Origin of the sequence: Bradyrhizobium sp. SYSU BS000235 (assembly GCF_049747295.1) — a bacterium.
GTDB lineage: Bacteria > Pseudomonadota > Alphaproteobacteria > Rhizobiales > Xanthobacteraceae > Afipia.
Window position 1 is genome coordinate 2,189,877 of record NZ_JBMHJM010000001.1, and the last position, 14,883, is coordinate 2,204,759.

Sequence of the window (14,883 nt, forward strand, 5' to 3'; positions counted from 1 at the left end):
TGAACTGGATTCTGGACATTCGTAAACGAGCTAGCCACAACTCATACGAATGTCAGAAGCCGGACACTAGTTATGTCGGAAAACCAGCATATGCTATCGCCTGATCGCGAGCATGGTCAGGGATCTTTTTTTGGCCGACGCAAGGGGCACAAGCTTCGCAACCATCAGGCGGACTTGATCGCCCATCTGCTGCCGCGGCTTGTGTTGGATATCGGCCAGCCGAGTCCATCGGATCTCGGCGCCCTGTTCGACCGGCCCGTGACCGCAAAACGTCTCGAGATCGGATTTGGCGGCGGCGAACACCTGATCGCGGAAGCGCTGGCTTATCCGGACGTCGGCTTCATTGGCTGCGAGCCTTACGTCAACGGCATGGCGAAGATTCTCACGCAGGTTGAAGAGCACAATATCTCGAACCTTCGCCTGTTTGCCGGTGATGCCGCAGAACTTCTCGCCTGGGCTCCTCCAGCAAGCTTTGCACGCATCGATCTGATCCACCCGGACCCGTGGCCGAAGCGGCGGCACTGGAAGCGTCGCTTCGTTCAGGATGCCACCATCGCCGCGATGTCGCGCATTCTAACCACCAGCGGTGAATTCCGCTTCGTCTGCGACATCGACGATTATTGCGCATGGACCTTGGCCCACATGGCGCGTTCAAAAGATTTCGCCTGGACCGCCGAGCGCGCGGACGACTGGCGGATGCCGTGGGCGGGTTACACGATGACCCGCTACGGGCGGAAGGCGGAGCGCGAAGGACGCCGCGCTGCTTACCTGACCTTCAGGTTGACGGAAAAAGCAGCTTAAGCAGGCTTGGTCTTTTCACGTGCCCTCCAGAAGGCAAGGACACGCTCCGCGGTGGACAAAGAAAGCCGATCATAGTTAACGCGCGCTTCTTCGATATCGGGCGGCGGCATCGTTTTGCCAGGCCCCAGCCGCAGCATGATTAAGGCGCGTACGGTCGTCCACTCCATCCCCGAAGATTTGGCGAGCAGAAGGATCGGATCCTCGCGGTCTCCCTGGATCAGTTGGTGGACCATCGGCAACCGCATGCCGGAGAGGGCCGAGAATGCCGCGACCGCTTCCTCATATTTATGCTGCCGGGCAAAATCGAGCAGCGCCTTCTCATTGAGCGCGCCTGCCTGGTGCATAGCGAGAATGGCGCGCTGTGCCGGCCCGAAATCTCGCTGCGCCGGCTTCTGGGTGCTGGCAATTTCAGCCATCACGTCGTTGATCGCAGCCTTTCGTTCGGGGTCGGCTGCATCGAGCAGGTTGCGCCGAACGCCGTCCTCCGACTTCGCCAGCAGCTCTTTCAACGATGCCGACGAAATATCTTCACGCTGGCCGACCGTGACCGCCAGCACATCATCATCCGTCGCGCGCTTGACCAGACCCGCATATCCCCCTTCGGAGAAGCGGGCGCCATCATTCGCAGCCACGGTGCGGACCACATCGCGGTCGCCGCGGCGCAGAATGACATCCGTTATGGAAGTGGTCAGCTTCGGCCGCTCGGAGATCGCCGCCAAGTGCGACTGTCCCTTTTTTCGAGCGATATCGACGAGGGTGGGCTCATCGAGCAGCGGCGAATGAGACAGAATCGGTCCTGCGATCTTGATCTCGTCCTCGCGCGCCAATTGCCGGACCAGCGTCGGCGGCGCGTTGTCGACGCGCGACAGGCGCGCGGCGAGTTCGGCACGGGTGTCAATTTCGGTGGTTGGGACCAGCCCTACGAGAATATCGTCGAACAATTCGACATGCTGGGCTTGAAAGCGCGCCGCCCCCTCAAGAAAGAGCTCCGAGATGCGCTCAATTGCTTGGGCCCGCTTTTTTGCAGTTCCGTTTTTAACGATATCGTCAAGTTCCGGAATAAGGGACGCTGCTGCCATGGAAAACTCGGTCGCGTGGACGCGCGGTCCCGAAAGGCACTATTCCGATCGAAGACCCGGCGTCAGCGGCAATCTAGGGAACCGAAGTGAAGGAACAGTTAGCCGCAATTGTACGGTTTTTTGCGTTTTGAATCCGAATCGGCGCCTTGCCGCCCAGGCAAAAAAGCTCTATATTCCGAGCAACATAAATTCTCATACGAGCACGTAGGAGAGTGGGCCCCGCGGGACCCGCTCTTTTTTATTACCCTTACGACCCACATCTCCGACCCATCGCGAATGATGCGTCGCGGCTACAAACGAGCAATTCGCCCTGCATAACATGATCGATCCATCACACGCCGACGACGATCAGCTGAATGAACTCTTGGCCGAACCGCGTCTTGTGGTTGAGCCGGGGGTGGCAGCGCGCGTATCGGCGGTGGCGACTCCTGTTCTCGAGGGCATGGGATACCGGCTTGTACGTATCCGGGTGTCCGGTGAGGCTGGTTGCACCGTCCAGATCATGGCGGAACGGCCCGACGGCACCATGCAGATCGAAGATTGCGAAGCCATCTCGCGTGCGCTTTCGCCTGTGATGGATGTCGCGGATCCGATCCAACGGGCCTATCGCCTGGAAATTTCCTCGCCCGGCATCGACCGGCCGCTGGTGCGCAAATCCGATTTCGAGCGCTATGCGGGACATCTTGTGAAGGTCGAGATGGCGGTCCCCCATGAGGGCCGCAAGCGCTTCCGTGGTAAGCTTAATGGGGTCGAAGGCGCCGCTGTCAGACTCGTCCGCGACGATGTTCGCGCCGGTCAGGAGCCCGATGTTCTCCTGACCATGGAGGATATTTCCGACGCGCGGCTCGTTCTCACCGACGAACTGATCGCCGAATCCATGCGCCGGGGCAAGGCGGCCGCGCGCGACCTGCGCGAGGATCTCGGCATCGAGCCGCCACCGCCACCACATGCCAAAACAGCCAGATCCAAAAACGATCCGGCCAAAAGCAATAAGCCGAAACCAAAAGCAAAGCCGACCAACACCAAGGAACATCGCCTGGCCGCCGAAAGACAGAAGCGCACAGGCAAAACCGACCACCACGAGGGAGACTGAGCCATGGCTGCTGTCAGCGCCAACAAACTCGAACTGCTGCAAATCGCGGATGCGGTTGCGCGCGAGAAATCGATCGACCGCTCGATCGTCATTTCCGCGATGGAAGACGCGATCGCCAAGGCGGCACGCGCCCGCTACGGTTCGGAGACCGATGTCCACGCCGAGATCGACGCCAAGAAGGGTGAATTGCGGCTCTCGCGCCACATGCTCGTCGTCGAGCAGGTCGAAAACCCGTCCAACCAGATTTCATTGAGGGATGCTCAGCGCGCCAATCCCGGCGCACAGGTTGGCGACACCATCGCCGACACGCTGCCGCCGCTGGAATACGGTCGCATCGCCGCCCAATCCGCGAAGCAGGTCATCGTGCAGAAGGTGCGCGAGGCAGAGCGCGACCGGCAGTACCAGGAATTCAAGGACCGCATCGGCGAGATCGTCAACGGCGTCGTCAAGCGCGTCGAATATGGCAGCGTCATCGTCGATCTTGGCCGTGGTGAAGCTATCGTGCGCCGCGATGAGATGCTGCCGCGCGAACTGTTCCGCAACGGCGACCGTGTTCGCGCTTACGTCTTCGATGTCCGCCGCGAAACCCGCGGACCGCAGATTTTCCTGTCGCGCACCCATCCGCAATTCATGGCCAAGCTGTTCGCGCAGGAAGTGCCAGAAATTTACGACGGCATTGTCGAGATCAAGGCTGTCGCACGTGATCCCGGTTCGCGCGCCAAGATCGGCGTGATTTCCCGCGATTCCTCGGTCGATCCCGTCGGCGCGTGCGTCGGTATGCGTGGTTCGCGCGTGCAGGCCGTGGTGAACGAACTGCAGGGCGAGAAGATCGACATCATCCCATGGTCACCGGATATCGCGACATTCGTCGTGAACGCCCTCGCCCCCGCCGAAGTCGCCAAGGTTGTTATCGATGAGGACCGCGAGCGCATTGAAGTCGTGGTGCCGGATACCCAATTGTCACTTGCGATCGGACGCCGTGGCCAGAATGTGCGCCTGGCGTCGCAGCTGACCGGTTGGGATATCGATATCCTGACCGAACAGGAAGAATCGGAACGCCGTCAGGCCGATTTCGAAAATTCAACCCGCGTTTTCATGGAAGCGCTCAATGTCGACGAAGTTGTCGGCCAATTGCTCGCATCCGAAGGTTTCAGTTCAGTCGAAGACCTCGCGTTGGTGGATCCGAGGGAACTCACCAGCATCGAAGGGTTCGACGAGGAAACCGCCAACGAGCTGCAGAGCCGCGCGCGCGAATATCTCGAACAACTCGAGGGTGAGCTCGAGGCGAAACGGAAGGAACTTGGCGTGGAAGACGCTTTGAAAACGGTCCCAGGCGTAACCTCGAAGATGCTGGTGAAGTTCGGCGAGAACGACATCAAGACGGTCGAGGATCTGGCCGGCTGTGCCACCGATGATCTGGTCGGCTGGACCGAACGCAAGGACGGCGAGACGACGAAACATGCGGGCATCCTCGACGCCAATGACATTTCGCGCGAGGACGCTGAAGCCTTGATCATGCAGGCGCGGGTCGTCGCGGGCTGGATCACCGCGGAAGACCTCGCGAAGACGTCGGAGGCCGACGCCTCCGAAGACAATCCGGCTTAAAGGAAATGTCGCGCGCATGCTTGCCATCGCTGATCACGCAGATCTCGATCGCGGACCCCGGACGAAGTCCGGGACCGAACGGATGTGCGCGGTCACGCGGCAGGTTGCGCCGATCGATGATCTGATCCGGTTCGTGCTTTCGCCCACGGGCGAGGTGGTTCCGGATCTAAGACGCAGATTACCCGGCCGTGGCCTTTGGGTCTCGTTGTCTCATGCCGCCGTCGCCGAAGCTGGGCGGCGCAATGTTTTTGCGAAGAGTTTCAAGCGCGCCGTGCAGGTGCCGAAGACCCTCGCCGACGATATCGACCGGCTCATGGTCCGGGGACTGGTTGATGCCCTCGCCATGGCCGCCAAGGCCGGCCAGGTCGTTTCCGGGTTCTCCAAGGTCGAGGGCGCGATTGACGCGGGACAGGCGGTCGCCCTGATCCATGCCAGCGACGGCGCCGCAGATGGAATTCGCAAGCTGAATGGTAAATTGGCGGCCCGGATTCAGGTAAATACCGAAAATCCGAGGGATTTGCCCATTGTCAGCGCTTTAAGCACGGATGAATTGGATTTGGCACTTGGGCGGGCAAATGTGGTACATGCTGCCCTGCTCGCGGGCCCGGCCAGCAAAACCTTCCTGATGCGCTGCCAGACACTCAGCCGTTTCCGGATCACGGCTGGCAGCAAAATGACCGGAACGGACAAGGACTTAGGGCCTCGCTGACATGATGGGCATGCGGGCAAACCGAACGAGATTGGGACTATTGAATGGCTGATACGAAAACACCTGGCGACAAGACGCTGAGCGTTGGTTCGAAAACTCTGTCGCTGAAGCCGCGCACAGAGACCGGCGTTGTGCGCCAGAGTTTCAGTCACGGCCGCACCAAACCGGTGGTGGTCGAGAAGAAGACCAAGCGCCGCTTGGCTGGCGATCCCCCGCCTGCGGCTGAAACCGCCGCGCCCGCCCCGGCCGCGCCAACCCCGGCGCCCACGGCCAAGGTCGCATCGCAGCAACGTCGCCCCGAGCCGCCGAAGCCCGCGCCGCGGACATCCGGCGTGGTGCTGCGCACCTTGACCGAGGACGAACAGAGCGCCCGCGCCAGTGCACTGGCCGATGCGCGCGCGCGCGAAATCGAAGAGCGCCGCATCGCCGAGGAAGAAGCCGCGCGCCGCAACACCGAGGAATATAAGCAGCAGCAGGAACGAGAAGCCGCCGAGGCGCGCAAGAAGGCCGAGGAAGAGCGCCATCGCGCCGACGAGGAAGCGAAGGCGAAGGCCGAGCGCGAGGCTCAGAAGCGTTTCGGCGAGGCTGAAAAGAAACCCGCAGGAGCACCCGCTGCTCCGACATCGGCCGCAGCACCTGCCGCTCGCGCGCCCACGGGCCGCCCCGCCACACCTGGAGCTCGTCCTGGAGCGCCTGGAGCTCGTCCTGCGACTCCCGGAGCCCGTCCTGCAACAGCTCCAACAGCTGCGCGTCCTGCAGCTGTCGCGGCAGACGGTTCGGACGAGGATGAAGCACCGCGCATGGTTCGCCGCCCCGGCGGCGGTCCTGCCCGACCGGTCGTCGCGCCAAAGCCGACTGCAAAGCCAGGCCCTGCGAAGCAGCGTGGCCGATTGACCCTGTCGACAGCTCTCAATGCCGACGACGTGCGCGAGCGCTCGATCGCATCGTTCCGCCGCCGGACTCAGCGCCTCAAGGGCCATGCCTCGAATGAGCCAAAGGAAAAGCTCGTTCGCGAAGTGACCATTCCTGAAGCGATCACCATCCAGGAACTCGCCAACCGCATGAGCGAGCGCGGCGTCGACGTGATCCGGCTGCTGATGAAGCAGGGCGCAATGCACAAGATCACCGACGTGATCGACCCCGATACCGCCCAGCTCATCGCCGAAGAAATGGGGCACACCGTCAAGCGTGTGGCTGCTGCCGACGTTGAGGAAGGTTTGTTCGACGTTGCCGATGATCACGCGTCCGACACCACGCCACGGCCGCCGGTCGTGACCGTCATGGGTCACGTCGACCACGGCAAGACCTCGCTGCTCGACGCGCTGCGCCATGCCAACGTGGTCAGCGGCGAAGCCGGCGGCATCACCCAGCATATCGGCGCTTATCAGGTGACGTCGCCTGACAGCGGCAAGAAGATCACTTTCATCGACACGCCGGGCCACGCCGCGTTCACTGCCATGCGCGCCCGCGGCGCCAAGGTCACCGACATCGTCATCCTGGTGGTGGCCGCCGATGACGGCGTCATGCCGCAGACGATCGAAGCGATCAACCACGCCAAGGCGGCGAAGGTGCCAATGATCGTGGCGATCAACAAGATCGACAAGCCGGACGCGAAGCCCGAGCGCGTGCGCACCGAACTGCTGCAGCATGACGTGCAGGTGGAGTCCTTCGGCGGCGACGTCGTCGATGTCGAAGTCTCGGCCAAGAACAAGACCAACCTCGACAAGCTGCTCGAAATGATCGCGCTGCAGGCCGAAATTCTCGAGCTCAAGACCAACCCGGACCGTCCGGCCGAAGGCACCGTGATCGAAGCGAAGCTCGATCGTGGTCGTGGTCCGGTGGCGACCGTGCTGGTGCAGCGCGGCACATTGCGGATCGGCGACATTATCGTTGCCGGCGCTGAAATGGGCCGTGTCCGCGCGCTGATTTCCGATCAGGGCACCAACATCACTGAAGCCGGGCCTTCGGTGCCAGTCGAGGTGCTTGGCTTCAATGGACCACCGGAAGCCGGCGATCGTCTCGCGGTTGTCGAAAACGAAGCGCGTGCACGCCAGGTCACGGAATACCGTGCGCATCAGAAGCGCGAAAAATCCGCCGCCAGCATGGCCGGCATGCGTGGTTCACTCGAACAGATGATGTCGCAGCTCAAGACCACGGGCCGCAAGGACTTCCCGCTGGTGGTGAAGGCGGACGTGCAGGGCTCGCTCGAAGCGATTCTCGGCTCGCTGGACAAGCTCGGCACCGACGAAGTCGCCGCACGCATTCTTCATGCGGGCGTCGGCGGCATCTCCGAATCGGACGTCACGCTGGCCGACGGCTTCAACGCTGCGATCATCGGCTTCAACGTCCGTGCCCACAAGGAAGCCGCTGCGATCGCCAAGCGCGACGGCATCGAAATTCGCTATTACAACATCATCTACGATCTCGTCGACGACGTGAAAAAGGCGATGTCGGGCTTGCTCGCACCAACACTGCGCGAGACCATGCTCGGCAACGCTCAGATCCTCGAGGTGTTCAACATCTCGAAGGTTGGCAAGATCGCGGGTTGCCGCGTCACCGACGGTACCGTGGAACGCGGTGCCAATGTGCGCCTGATCCGCGACAACGTCGTTATCCACGAAGGCAAGCTGGCACAGCTCAAGCGCTTCAAGGATGACGCGCGTGAAGTTGTCGCCGGCCAGGAATGCGGCATGTCGTTCGAAAACTATCAGGACATGCGTCCTGGTGACGTGATCGAATGCTATCGCGTAGAGACCATCCAACGCTCCTTGTAAGTCCAAGTCTTACAGGCGCGCTGCAGTCTCTCCGAAATTAAGTCGTTGCTGCTGGGACAAGGGCGGGAAATCCGCCCTTGAAGTTGTTGCCCGGTTTTCAGCGAGTGGATTTCTGCTCTCAAAAATGCGGGTGCCCGGGTTGGCCCGGGCACGACGAATTGATTTTTGGACAAGGACAGCAATGCCAACACATCGCAAAGGCGATAGTGGTCGTGGTGCCAACGCCAATGGGGGCTCGCAGCGTCAGTTGCGCGTTGGTGAATTGGTGCGCCATGCGATCGCTGACATCCTCGGGCAAGGCGGCGTGCACGATCCAGCGCTTGAGGGGCACATCATCACGGTGCCTGAAGTGCGGATGTCGCCGGACCTCAAGCTCGCAACAATCTACGTGATGCCGCTCGGCGGGCGCGGCACCGATGACGTGATCGCGGCGCTCGAGCGCAACAAGAAATTCCTGCGCGGCGAGGTCGCTCACCGCGTTAACCTGAAATTTGCACCTGATATTCGCTTCCGCGTCGATGAGCGATTCGACGAAGCGGAACGGATCGAGAAATTACTGAGAACACCTGCAGTTCAAAGAGACCTCAAGACGGATTCGGACGACACCTGATGAATGTGACTTCTCCAGACGACGTGGTTGCGTCTGACAACGGCCCTTCGCATGCACCATCTGAAAATAAATTTTCAGATGCGTCGGCGGCGAACGCAGCCAACCCAAGCGCAGCACGCGACCACGACCGCGCTCCACGTCAATCCGGCGGCAAGCGGCAGCACGGCCAGTTCAAGCGTGATCGTCGCGACGTTCATGGCTGGGTGATTCTCGATAAGCCGGTTGGAATGACCTCTACGCATGCGGTCGCCGTGCTCAAGCGATTGTTCCAGGCCAAGCGTGCGGGCCACGCCGGCACCCTCGATCCCCTGGCGTCGGGGGGCTTGCCCATCGCCCTTGGTGAAGCCACCAAGACCGTCCCGTTTGTGATGGATGGACGCAAGCGCTACCGCTTCACCGTCTGCTGGGGGCAGGAGCGCGACACCGACGACACCGAAGGACAGGTGACACAGACCAGCGACGTTCGCCCCAGCACGGAGGCGATCCGGGCTCTGCTGCCGCAGTTCACCGGGGTGATCGAGCAGATCCCGCCGCAATACTCGGCCATCAAGATCCAGGGCGAGCGGGCCTATGACCTCGCACGTGACGGCGAAACCGTCGCCCTGCAGCCCCGCCCGGTCGAGATTCACGAATTAATCCTTGTAGATCAGCCGGATAGCGACCATGCCGTATTTGAGGCGGAGTGCGGCAAGGGGACTTATGTCCGCGCGCTGGCCCGCGACATGGGCCGGATTCTCGGTTCCTACGGCCATATCAGCGCGCTTCGGCGCACGCTTTGCGGCCCGTTTACCGAAGCGGACATGATTCCGCTGGCAGAATTGGAGGCTTTATGCGATAGAGCCGCGTCTGGCGAGGGCAGCCTCGCCGACGCGCTTTTGCCCGTTGAGACCGCGCTGGACGACATCCCGGCACTGGCCGTCACACGGGCTGATGCTGCAAGGCTTCACAGAGGCCAAGCAGTTTTGTTGCGCGGACGGGATGCGCCAATCTTAAACGGCACAGTCTATGTCACCGTCGGAGGAAGGCTTTTGGCCCTCGCCGAACTTGGCAATGGCGAACTCATCCCCAAGCGCGTGTTCAACCTGACCGGGCTGACTGCCAGCACCGGTCGCAACGAAGGTGTTTGACGATGTCGATTGCCGCAGAACGCAAAGCGGAAGTCATCAAGAATAACGCAAACAAAGCCGGCGATACCGGTTCACCCGAGGTTCAGGTCGCGATCCTTTCGGAACGCATCGCCAACCTCACCGAGCATTTCAAAACCCACAGCAAGGACAACCATTCCCGCCGTGGTCTGCTGAAGCTCGTCTCCACGCGCCGTTCGCTTCTCGACTACGTCAAGAAGAAGGACGAAGCGCGCTACAAGGCGCTGCTCGAAAAGCACAACATCCGTCGCTGACGAGTTGGCGCGCGTTCGAAGCGCGCGCACGGGTGTGGCCGCAGAGCAAGTGCCGGTTTTCCGGCTGCGGCCATCCCCTACATCGTACCCATGCGGGCACATGTTTGTCCGCATCCTTGGTCCAGCAGCAATCCGGCGGCTGGACAATGACGGGCAAGGTGCCCGTCGCGCGGGTCAAGGCCATTATTCCTGGCCCGTCCCATCGGAAGGGATGGAAGCCATTCACGACACAAAGACCATGGCAGGATCGCCGGACGCTGAGGCTGTAATCGCCTTGCAATCAGCGTCTCGCAATCTTGCGCATGGTTTTTGTGTTTTTGGCTTCCGCGAATTCCGCGAACTCATGAAAGATATCTCAAATGTTTAATACTCATTCAGTCGAACTGGACTGGGGCGGACGTCCGCTCAAACTTGAGACCGGCAAGATTGCACGTCAGGCCGACGGCGCTGTGATTGCGACCTACGGCGAAACCATCGTGATGGCGACCGTGGTGTCCGCGAAGACGCCGAAGGAAGGCATCGACTTCCTGCCGCTCACAGTCAACTACCAGGAAAAGACCTACGCGGCCGGACGCATTCCCGGTGGCTACTTCAAGCGTGAAGGCCGCCCGACGGAAAAGGAAACGCTGGTTTCCCGCCTGATCGATCGTCCGATCCGTCCGCTGTTCGCCGACGGCTATCGCTGCGACACGCAGGTCATCGTCACCACGCTGTCGCACGACATGGAGAACGATCCCGACATCGTGGCAATGGTTGCGGCTTCAGCCGCGCTGACATTGTCCGGCGTTCCTTTCATGGGTCCGGTCGGCGCTGCCCGCGTCGCGTTCAGCAACAACGAATTCATCCTCAATCCGTCGCTTGACGAAATGGCCGACACCCAGCTCGAGCTGGTTGTCGCCGGCACCGCCGACGCCGTGCTGATGGTCGAGTCGGAAGCCAAGGAACTGCCTGAAGAGGTGATGCTCGCTGCGGTGATGTTCGGTCATCGTCACTTCCAGCCGGTCATTCAGGCGATCATCGAACTCGCGGAAAAGGCAGCGAAGGAGCCACGCGAGGTCAAGGTCATCGATAACTCGGCGATCGAAAAGGAAATGCTCGGCCTGATCGAGCAGGAGCTGCGCAGCGCTTATGCAATCCCGGTAAAGCAGGACCGTTACAACGCGGTCGGCGGCGCCAAGGAAAAGGTGATGGCGCACTTCTTCCCTGAAGGCCAGGAGCCGAAATACGACAAGCTTCGCGTTGCGGGCGTGTTCAAGGAGCTGGAAGCGAAGATCGTCCGCTGGAACATCCTCGACACCGGAAAGCGTATCGACGGACGTGACGTCAAGACCGTACGCCCGATTGTGGCGGAAGTCGGCGTACTGCCGCGTGCACACGGCTCGGCATTGTTCACCCGCGGCGAAACACAGGCGCTCGTGGTGACCACACTCGGCACCGGCGAAGACGAGCAGTTCATCGATTCGCTGTCGGGAACGTACAAAGAGACGTTCCTGCTGCACTACAACTTCCCTCCCTTCTCGGTCGGTGAAACCGGCCGCATGGGCTCGCCAGGCCGCCGCGAAATCGGCCACGGCAAACTCGCCTGGCGCGCGATCCATCCGGTTCTTCCGGCGCATCACGAATTCCCCTACACACTGCGCGTCGTCTCCGAGATCACCGAGTCGAACGGCTCCTCGTCGATGGCCTCGGTTTGCGGCGCCTCGCTTGCACTGATGGATGCTGGTGTGCCGTTGAAGCGGCCGACCGCAGGCATCGCAATGGGCCTCATTCTTGAAGACGCGCGTTACGCAGTGTTGTCCGACATTCTCGGCGACGAGGATCACCTCGGCGACATGGACTTCAAGGTGGCCGGCACCGAAAAGGGCGTCACATCGCTGCAGATGGACATCAAGATCGCCGGTATCACCGAAGAGATCATGAAGGTTGCTCTCGCCCAGGCGAAGGACGGCCGCATTCACATCCTCGGCGAAATGGCGAAGGCTCTCACCGCGGCACGCGCCGAACTCGGTGAGCATGCACCGCGCATCGAGGTTCTGCAGATCCCGACCGACAAGATCCGCGAAGTGATCGGCACCGGCGGCAAGGTGATCCGCGAGATCGTCGAGAAGACCGGCGCCAAGATCAACATCGAGGACGACGGTACCGTGAAGGTGGCATCTGCCAACGGCGAAGCCATCCGTGCGGCCATCAAGTGGATCAAGTCGATCGCGTCCGACCCGGAAGTCGGCCAGATCTATGACGGCACCATCGTGAAGGTGATGGAGTTCGGCGCCTTCGTGAACTTCTTCGGACCGAAGGACGGTCTTGTTCACATCAGCCAGCTCGCAGCCAACCGCGTCCAGAAGACGTCCGACGTCGTCAAGGAAGGCGACAAGGTCAAGGTGAAGCTGCTGGGCCTCGACGATCGCGGCAAGGTTCGCCTGTCGATGAAGGTTGTCGATCAGGAGACCGGCGAAGACCTCGAAGCCAAGCAGAAGGCCGAGGGCGCGCCTGCTGCGGAGTAAGCTTCAAAACATCGTGTGAGACAAAGGGGTGGCATTTTGCCGCCCCTTTTTGTTGGCTGATTCACGTCGCGGATTGCTTGGAGCGGTCACGCGTTGCGGCACAATTGCCGGCATCAGGCGTTATGAGCCTTTGGCTCAATGCGACAAATGGCAGGCAAAAAACTGTTGCTTCTTTCAGCCAGCGAATCTCGGAGAGAGAACATGTCACCGATTTCACGCCGACTCTTTCTTGCAGCAAGCGGCCTTGCTGCCGTCGCTGCCTCACCACGTGCCGTCTTCGCGCAGGCAACTGCGCCGGCTCCTGCGGCAACACCAATGACCGGTCCATTTACACTGCCGCAACTTCCCTATCCGACCAATGCACTTGAACCGCACATCGATGCCAAGACGATGGAAATCCATCACGACAAGCATCACGCGGCCTATGTCAATGCGATGAACACCGTCGCCAAGACCCATCCGCAGCTCGGCACGATGCCGATCGAAAACATCCTCGATCATCTCAACACCCTGAACGACGACATCAAGACCACCGTGCGCAACAATCTAGGCGGCCACGCCAATCACACCATGTTCTGGCAGATCATGGGACCCAACGGCGGCAAGCCGACCGGCGACGTGTTGGCCGCCATCGATCGTGATCTCGGCGGGATGGAGAAATTCCAGACCGAGTTCAACACGGCGGGCGGAAAGCAATTCGGATCCGGCTGGGTGTTCGTGACCGTTTCAAAGGACGGCAAGCTCGCTATTGAAACACGACCTAATCAAGATACGCCGCTGATGGACGGCAAACGTGTGCTGATGGGCAACGACGTCTGGGAGCACGCTTATTACCTGCACTACCAGAACCGCCGCCCGGACTATCTCAAGGCGTGGTGGAATACTGTGAACTGGGCCAAAGTCGCTGAACGTTATGCCGCAGCCAAAGCAGGGACACTTGGTGTCTAAGCCCTGCATTCGCTGTCTGAAATAGCTTGATGGCCGGGTCCGCATCCCGGCCATTTTTGCTTTGCGGGTTGCTCGCGGCTCGCTCAATCGCCTTTCAAACAAGGCTTTCTTTCACCACCTCACCAAGTGCAACGAAATCCTGTTTGCGCGGTGATGTGCGGCGATACACAAGCCCAATGCTGCGACCGGGCTGGGGCTCGTCAAACCGCAGAAACTTCACGCGGCCATCGCGTTGCTCGACGTCGGCGGCAATTTGCGGAATCAGCGTGATGCCGTAGCCATTCGCGACCATCTGCATCACTGTCGCAAGGCTGCTTGCACCGAAGGTCATGCCGCCGCTGTTCGTTACGCCATTCGAGCGGGCACGCGGCACCGTCGCGCAGAATGCGAGTGCCTGATCGCGCAGACAATGCCCATCCTCCAACAGAATAAGACGGCTTTGATCGATATCGTGAGCGACAACACGCTCGCCTTCAGATCGTGCGTCGTCGAGCGGCACCGCCAGCAGGAACTCATCATTGAACAGATGCATGGTCGCCAGATCAGCTTCGTGAATTGGCAACGCCAACATCGCTACATCGAGCGCACCGCTTTTCACTTCGTCGAGCAATTGCCGCGTCTGGGTTTCGCGCAGTTCCAGCCGCAGATCAGGGAAGCGTCCCTGCAGACGAGGGAGAATTTTGGGCAGTACGTAAGGCGCCAATGAGGGAATAACCCCGAGGGAGAGTCGCCCGGCTAATGGTTTTGCCTGCTGACGCGCGAAGTCCATCAGGTCGCGCGACTTGGCCAACACCTCATCGCCACGCCGGACAATCTCAACACCCGCTTCAGTCAACGTCACGTCCCCGGGGCGGCGCTCGACTAACGCAAGGCCCAGCGTTTTTTCCAGATCGCGGATCTGCATCGAGAGCGCCGGCTGGGTCACGGCGCAGTCTTCGGCGGCACGGCCAAAATGGCCATGCCTGGCCAACGCGGACAAATATTTGAGCTGTCGCAGCGTAATCATATCGATCAGATAAACTTATCGAGACGCTAAGGCAAATCGACTGGACCTGATCCTAGATATCTTCCAAACTCTCAACCACGCAATCATCGCGATGATTAGAGGTTGGCGCTATGGCCCTGCCAAGCGATTGAAACCGGAGAGCTTTTTCAACTCTTTCAGGTTCCATCGAGACCCATTCACCGCCTGAAGCGATGCAGCTCACTGCCGGAAGGAGACTGTCCTCACCAACGACCACGCACGGCCGGCGATCAAGCGCCGATATCCAAAATCAAACAGCGCCGATCCACGCAAGTTGCGCTGTCGGGCCGCAGGTCACGGACGTCACAGTCATTCAATACGGATCACCACAAAGAAA

At 60.6% G+C, this 14,883-nt stretch carries 13 protein-coding genes; 11 read left to right on the plus strand and 2 right to left on the minus strand.

Annotated features, from left to right (window positions below; genetic code table 11):
- The first annotated feature begins 90 nt into the window (after positions 1 to 90).
- A complete protein-coding gene (locus tag ACP0KA_RS10200) occupies positions 91 to 801 on the plus strand; it encodes a tRNA (guanine(46)-N(7))-methyltransferase TrmB (protein WP_424628678.1) in 711 nt (236 codons plus the stop codon).
- Here ACP0KA_RS10200 and ACP0KA_RS10205 read toward each other — a convergent pair.
- A complete protein-coding gene (locus ACP0KA_RS10205) occupies positions 798 to 1,880 on the minus strand; it encodes a DUF2336 domain-containing protein (RefSeq protein WP_424628679.1) in 1,083 nt (360 codons plus the stop codon). The two genes, ACP0KA_RS10200 and ACP0KA_RS10205, sit on opposite strands and share 4 nt — an antisense overlap.
- Before the next feature lie 319 nt (positions 1,881 to 2,199).
- Between ACP0KA_RS10205 and rimP the strand changes: the two genes are divergently transcribed.
- From rimP to ACP0KA_RS10255, 10 genes are all read left to right on the plus strand, one after another.
- Positions 2,200 to 2,973, plus strand: a complete 774-nt coding sequence (gene rimP, locus ACP0KA_RS10210) for a ribosome maturation factor RimP (protein ID WP_424628680.1) — start codon at positions 2,200 to 2,202, stop codon at positions 2,971 to 2,973.
- Positions 2,974 to 2,976: 3 nt separating this feature from the next.
- The gene (gene nusA / locus ACP0KA_RS10215) at positions 2,977 to 4,578 is read left to right on the plus strand and encodes a transcription termination factor NusA (protein ID WP_424628681.1); all 1,602 of its coding nucleotides are present in this window, start codon (positions 2,977 to 2,979) and stop codon (positions 4,576 to 4,578) included.
- A 16-nt stretch (positions 4,579 to 4,594) separates the two neighbouring features.
- Complete coding sequence (locus ACP0KA_RS10220; RefSeq protein WP_424628682.1) at positions 4,595 to 5,287, plus strand: RNA-binding protein; 693 nt, start codon at positions 4,595 to 4,597, stop codon at positions 5,285 to 5,287.
- Positions 5,288 to 5,331: 44 nt separating this feature from the next.
- A complete protein-coding gene (gene infB / locus ACP0KA_RS10225; RefSeq protein ID WP_424628683.1) occupies positions 5,332 to 8,061 on the plus strand; it encodes a translation initiation factor IF-2 in 2,730 nt (909 codons plus the stop codon).
- A gap of 181 nt (positions 8,062 to 8,242) precedes the next feature.
- On the plus strand, positions 8,243 to 8,671 hold the full coding sequence (rbfA, locus tag ACP0KA_RS10230; RefSeq protein WP_424628684.1) for a 30S ribosome-binding factor RbfA: 429 nt from the start codon (positions 8,243 to 8,245) through the stop codon (positions 8,669 to 8,671).
- On the plus strand, positions 8,671 to 9,798 hold the full coding sequence (truB, locus tag ACP0KA_RS10235) for a tRNA pseudouridine(55) synthase TruB (RefSeq protein WP_424628685.1): 1,128 nt from the start codon (positions 8,671 to 8,673) through the stop codon (positions 9,796 to 9,798). The genes rbfA and truB overlap by 1 nt, the downstream gene beginning before the upstream one ends.
- A gap of 2 nt (positions 9,799 to 9,800) precedes the next feature.
- Positions 9,801 to 10,070: a 30S ribosomal protein S15 gene (rpsO, locus tag ACP0KA_RS10240; RefSeq protein ID WP_424628686.1), complete on the plus strand. Its 270-nt coding sequence runs from the start codon at positions 9,801 to 9,803 to the stop codon at positions 10,068 to 10,070.
- A gap of 100 nt (positions 10,071 to 10,170) precedes the next feature.
- Positions 10,171 to 10,437 (plus strand): hypothetical protein, encoded by a 267-nt coding sequence (locus tag ACP0KA_RS10245; RefSeq protein ID WP_424628687.1) that lies wholly within the window; start codon positions 10,171 to 10,173, stop codon positions 10,435 to 10,437.
- Positions 10,430 to 12,574: a polyribonucleotide nucleotidyltransferase gene (gene pnp, locus ACP0KA_RS10250; RefSeq protein WP_424628688.1), complete on the plus strand. Its 2,145-nt coding sequence runs from the start codon at positions 10,430 to 10,432 to the stop codon at positions 12,572 to 12,574. The genes ACP0KA_RS10245 and pnp overlap by 8 nt, the downstream gene beginning before the upstream one ends.
- Positions 12,575 to 12,775: 201 nt before the next feature.
- On the plus strand, positions 12,776 to 13,522 hold the full coding sequence (locus ACP0KA_RS10255) for a superoxide dismutase (protein WP_424628689.1): 747 nt from the start codon (positions 12,776 to 12,778) through the stop codon (positions 13,520 to 13,522).
- Positions 13,523 to 13,616: 94 nt separating this feature from the next.
- On the opposite strand, the gene ACP0KA_RS10260 is transcribed toward ACP0KA_RS10255, so the two are convergent.
- Complete coding sequence (locus ACP0KA_RS10260) at positions 13,617 to 14,528, minus strand: LysR substrate-binding domain-containing protein (protein WP_424628690.1); 912 nt, start codon at positions 14,526 to 14,528, stop codon at positions 13,617 to 13,619.
- Positions 14,529 to 14,883: the final 355 nt, after the last annotated feature.

Coding starts and splice junctions, on each gene's coding strand:
- truB (WP_424628685.1), top strand. CDS start 8,671: ATGAATGTGACTTCTCCAGACGACGTGGTTGCGTCTGACAACGGCCCT.
- ACP0KA_RS10255 (WP_424628689.1), top strand. CDS start 12,776: ATGTCACCGATTTCACGCCGACTCTTTCTTGCAGCAAGCGGCCTTGCT.
- ACP0KA_RS10245 (WP_424628687.1), top strand. CDS start 10,171: ATGTTTGTCCGCATCCTTGGTCCAGCAGCAATCCGGCGGCTGGACAAT.
- ACP0KA_RS10200 (WP_424628678.1), top strand. CDS start 91: ATGCTATCGCCTGATCGCGAGCATGGTCAGGGATCTTTTTTTGGCCGA.
- pnp (WP_424628688.1), top strand. CDS start 10,430: ATGTTTAATACTCATTCAGTCGAACTGGACTGGGGCGGACGTCCGCTC.
- ACP0KA_RS10205 (WP_424628679.1), bottom strand. CDS start 1,880: ATGGCAGCAGCGTCCCTTATTCCGGAACTTGACGATATCGTTAAAAAC.
- infB (WP_424628683.1), top strand. CDS start 5,332: ATGGCTGATACGAAAACACCTGGCGACAAGACGCTGAGCGTTGGTTCG.
- nusA (WP_424628681.1), top strand. CDS start 2,977: ATGGCTGCTGTCAGCGCCAACAAACTCGAACTGCTGCAAATCGCGGAT.
- rbfA (WP_424628684.1), top strand. CDS start 8,243: ATGCCAACACATCGCAAAGGCGATAGTGGTCGTGGTGCCAACGCCAAT.
- ACP0KA_RS10220 (WP_424628682.1), top strand. CDS start 4,595: ATGCTTGCCATCGCTGATCACGCAGATCTCGATCGCGGACCCCGGACG.
- rpsO (WP_424628686.1), top strand. CDS start 9,801: ATGTCGATTGCCGCAGAACGCAAAGCGGAAGTCATCAAGAATAACGCA.
- rimP (WP_424628680.1), top strand. CDS start 2,200: ATGATCGATCCATCACACGCCGACGACGATCAGCTGAATGAACTCTTG.
- ACP0KA_RS10260 (WP_424628690.1), bottom strand. CDS start 14,528: ATGATTACGCTGCGACAGCTCAAATATTTGTCCGCGTTGGCCAGGCAT.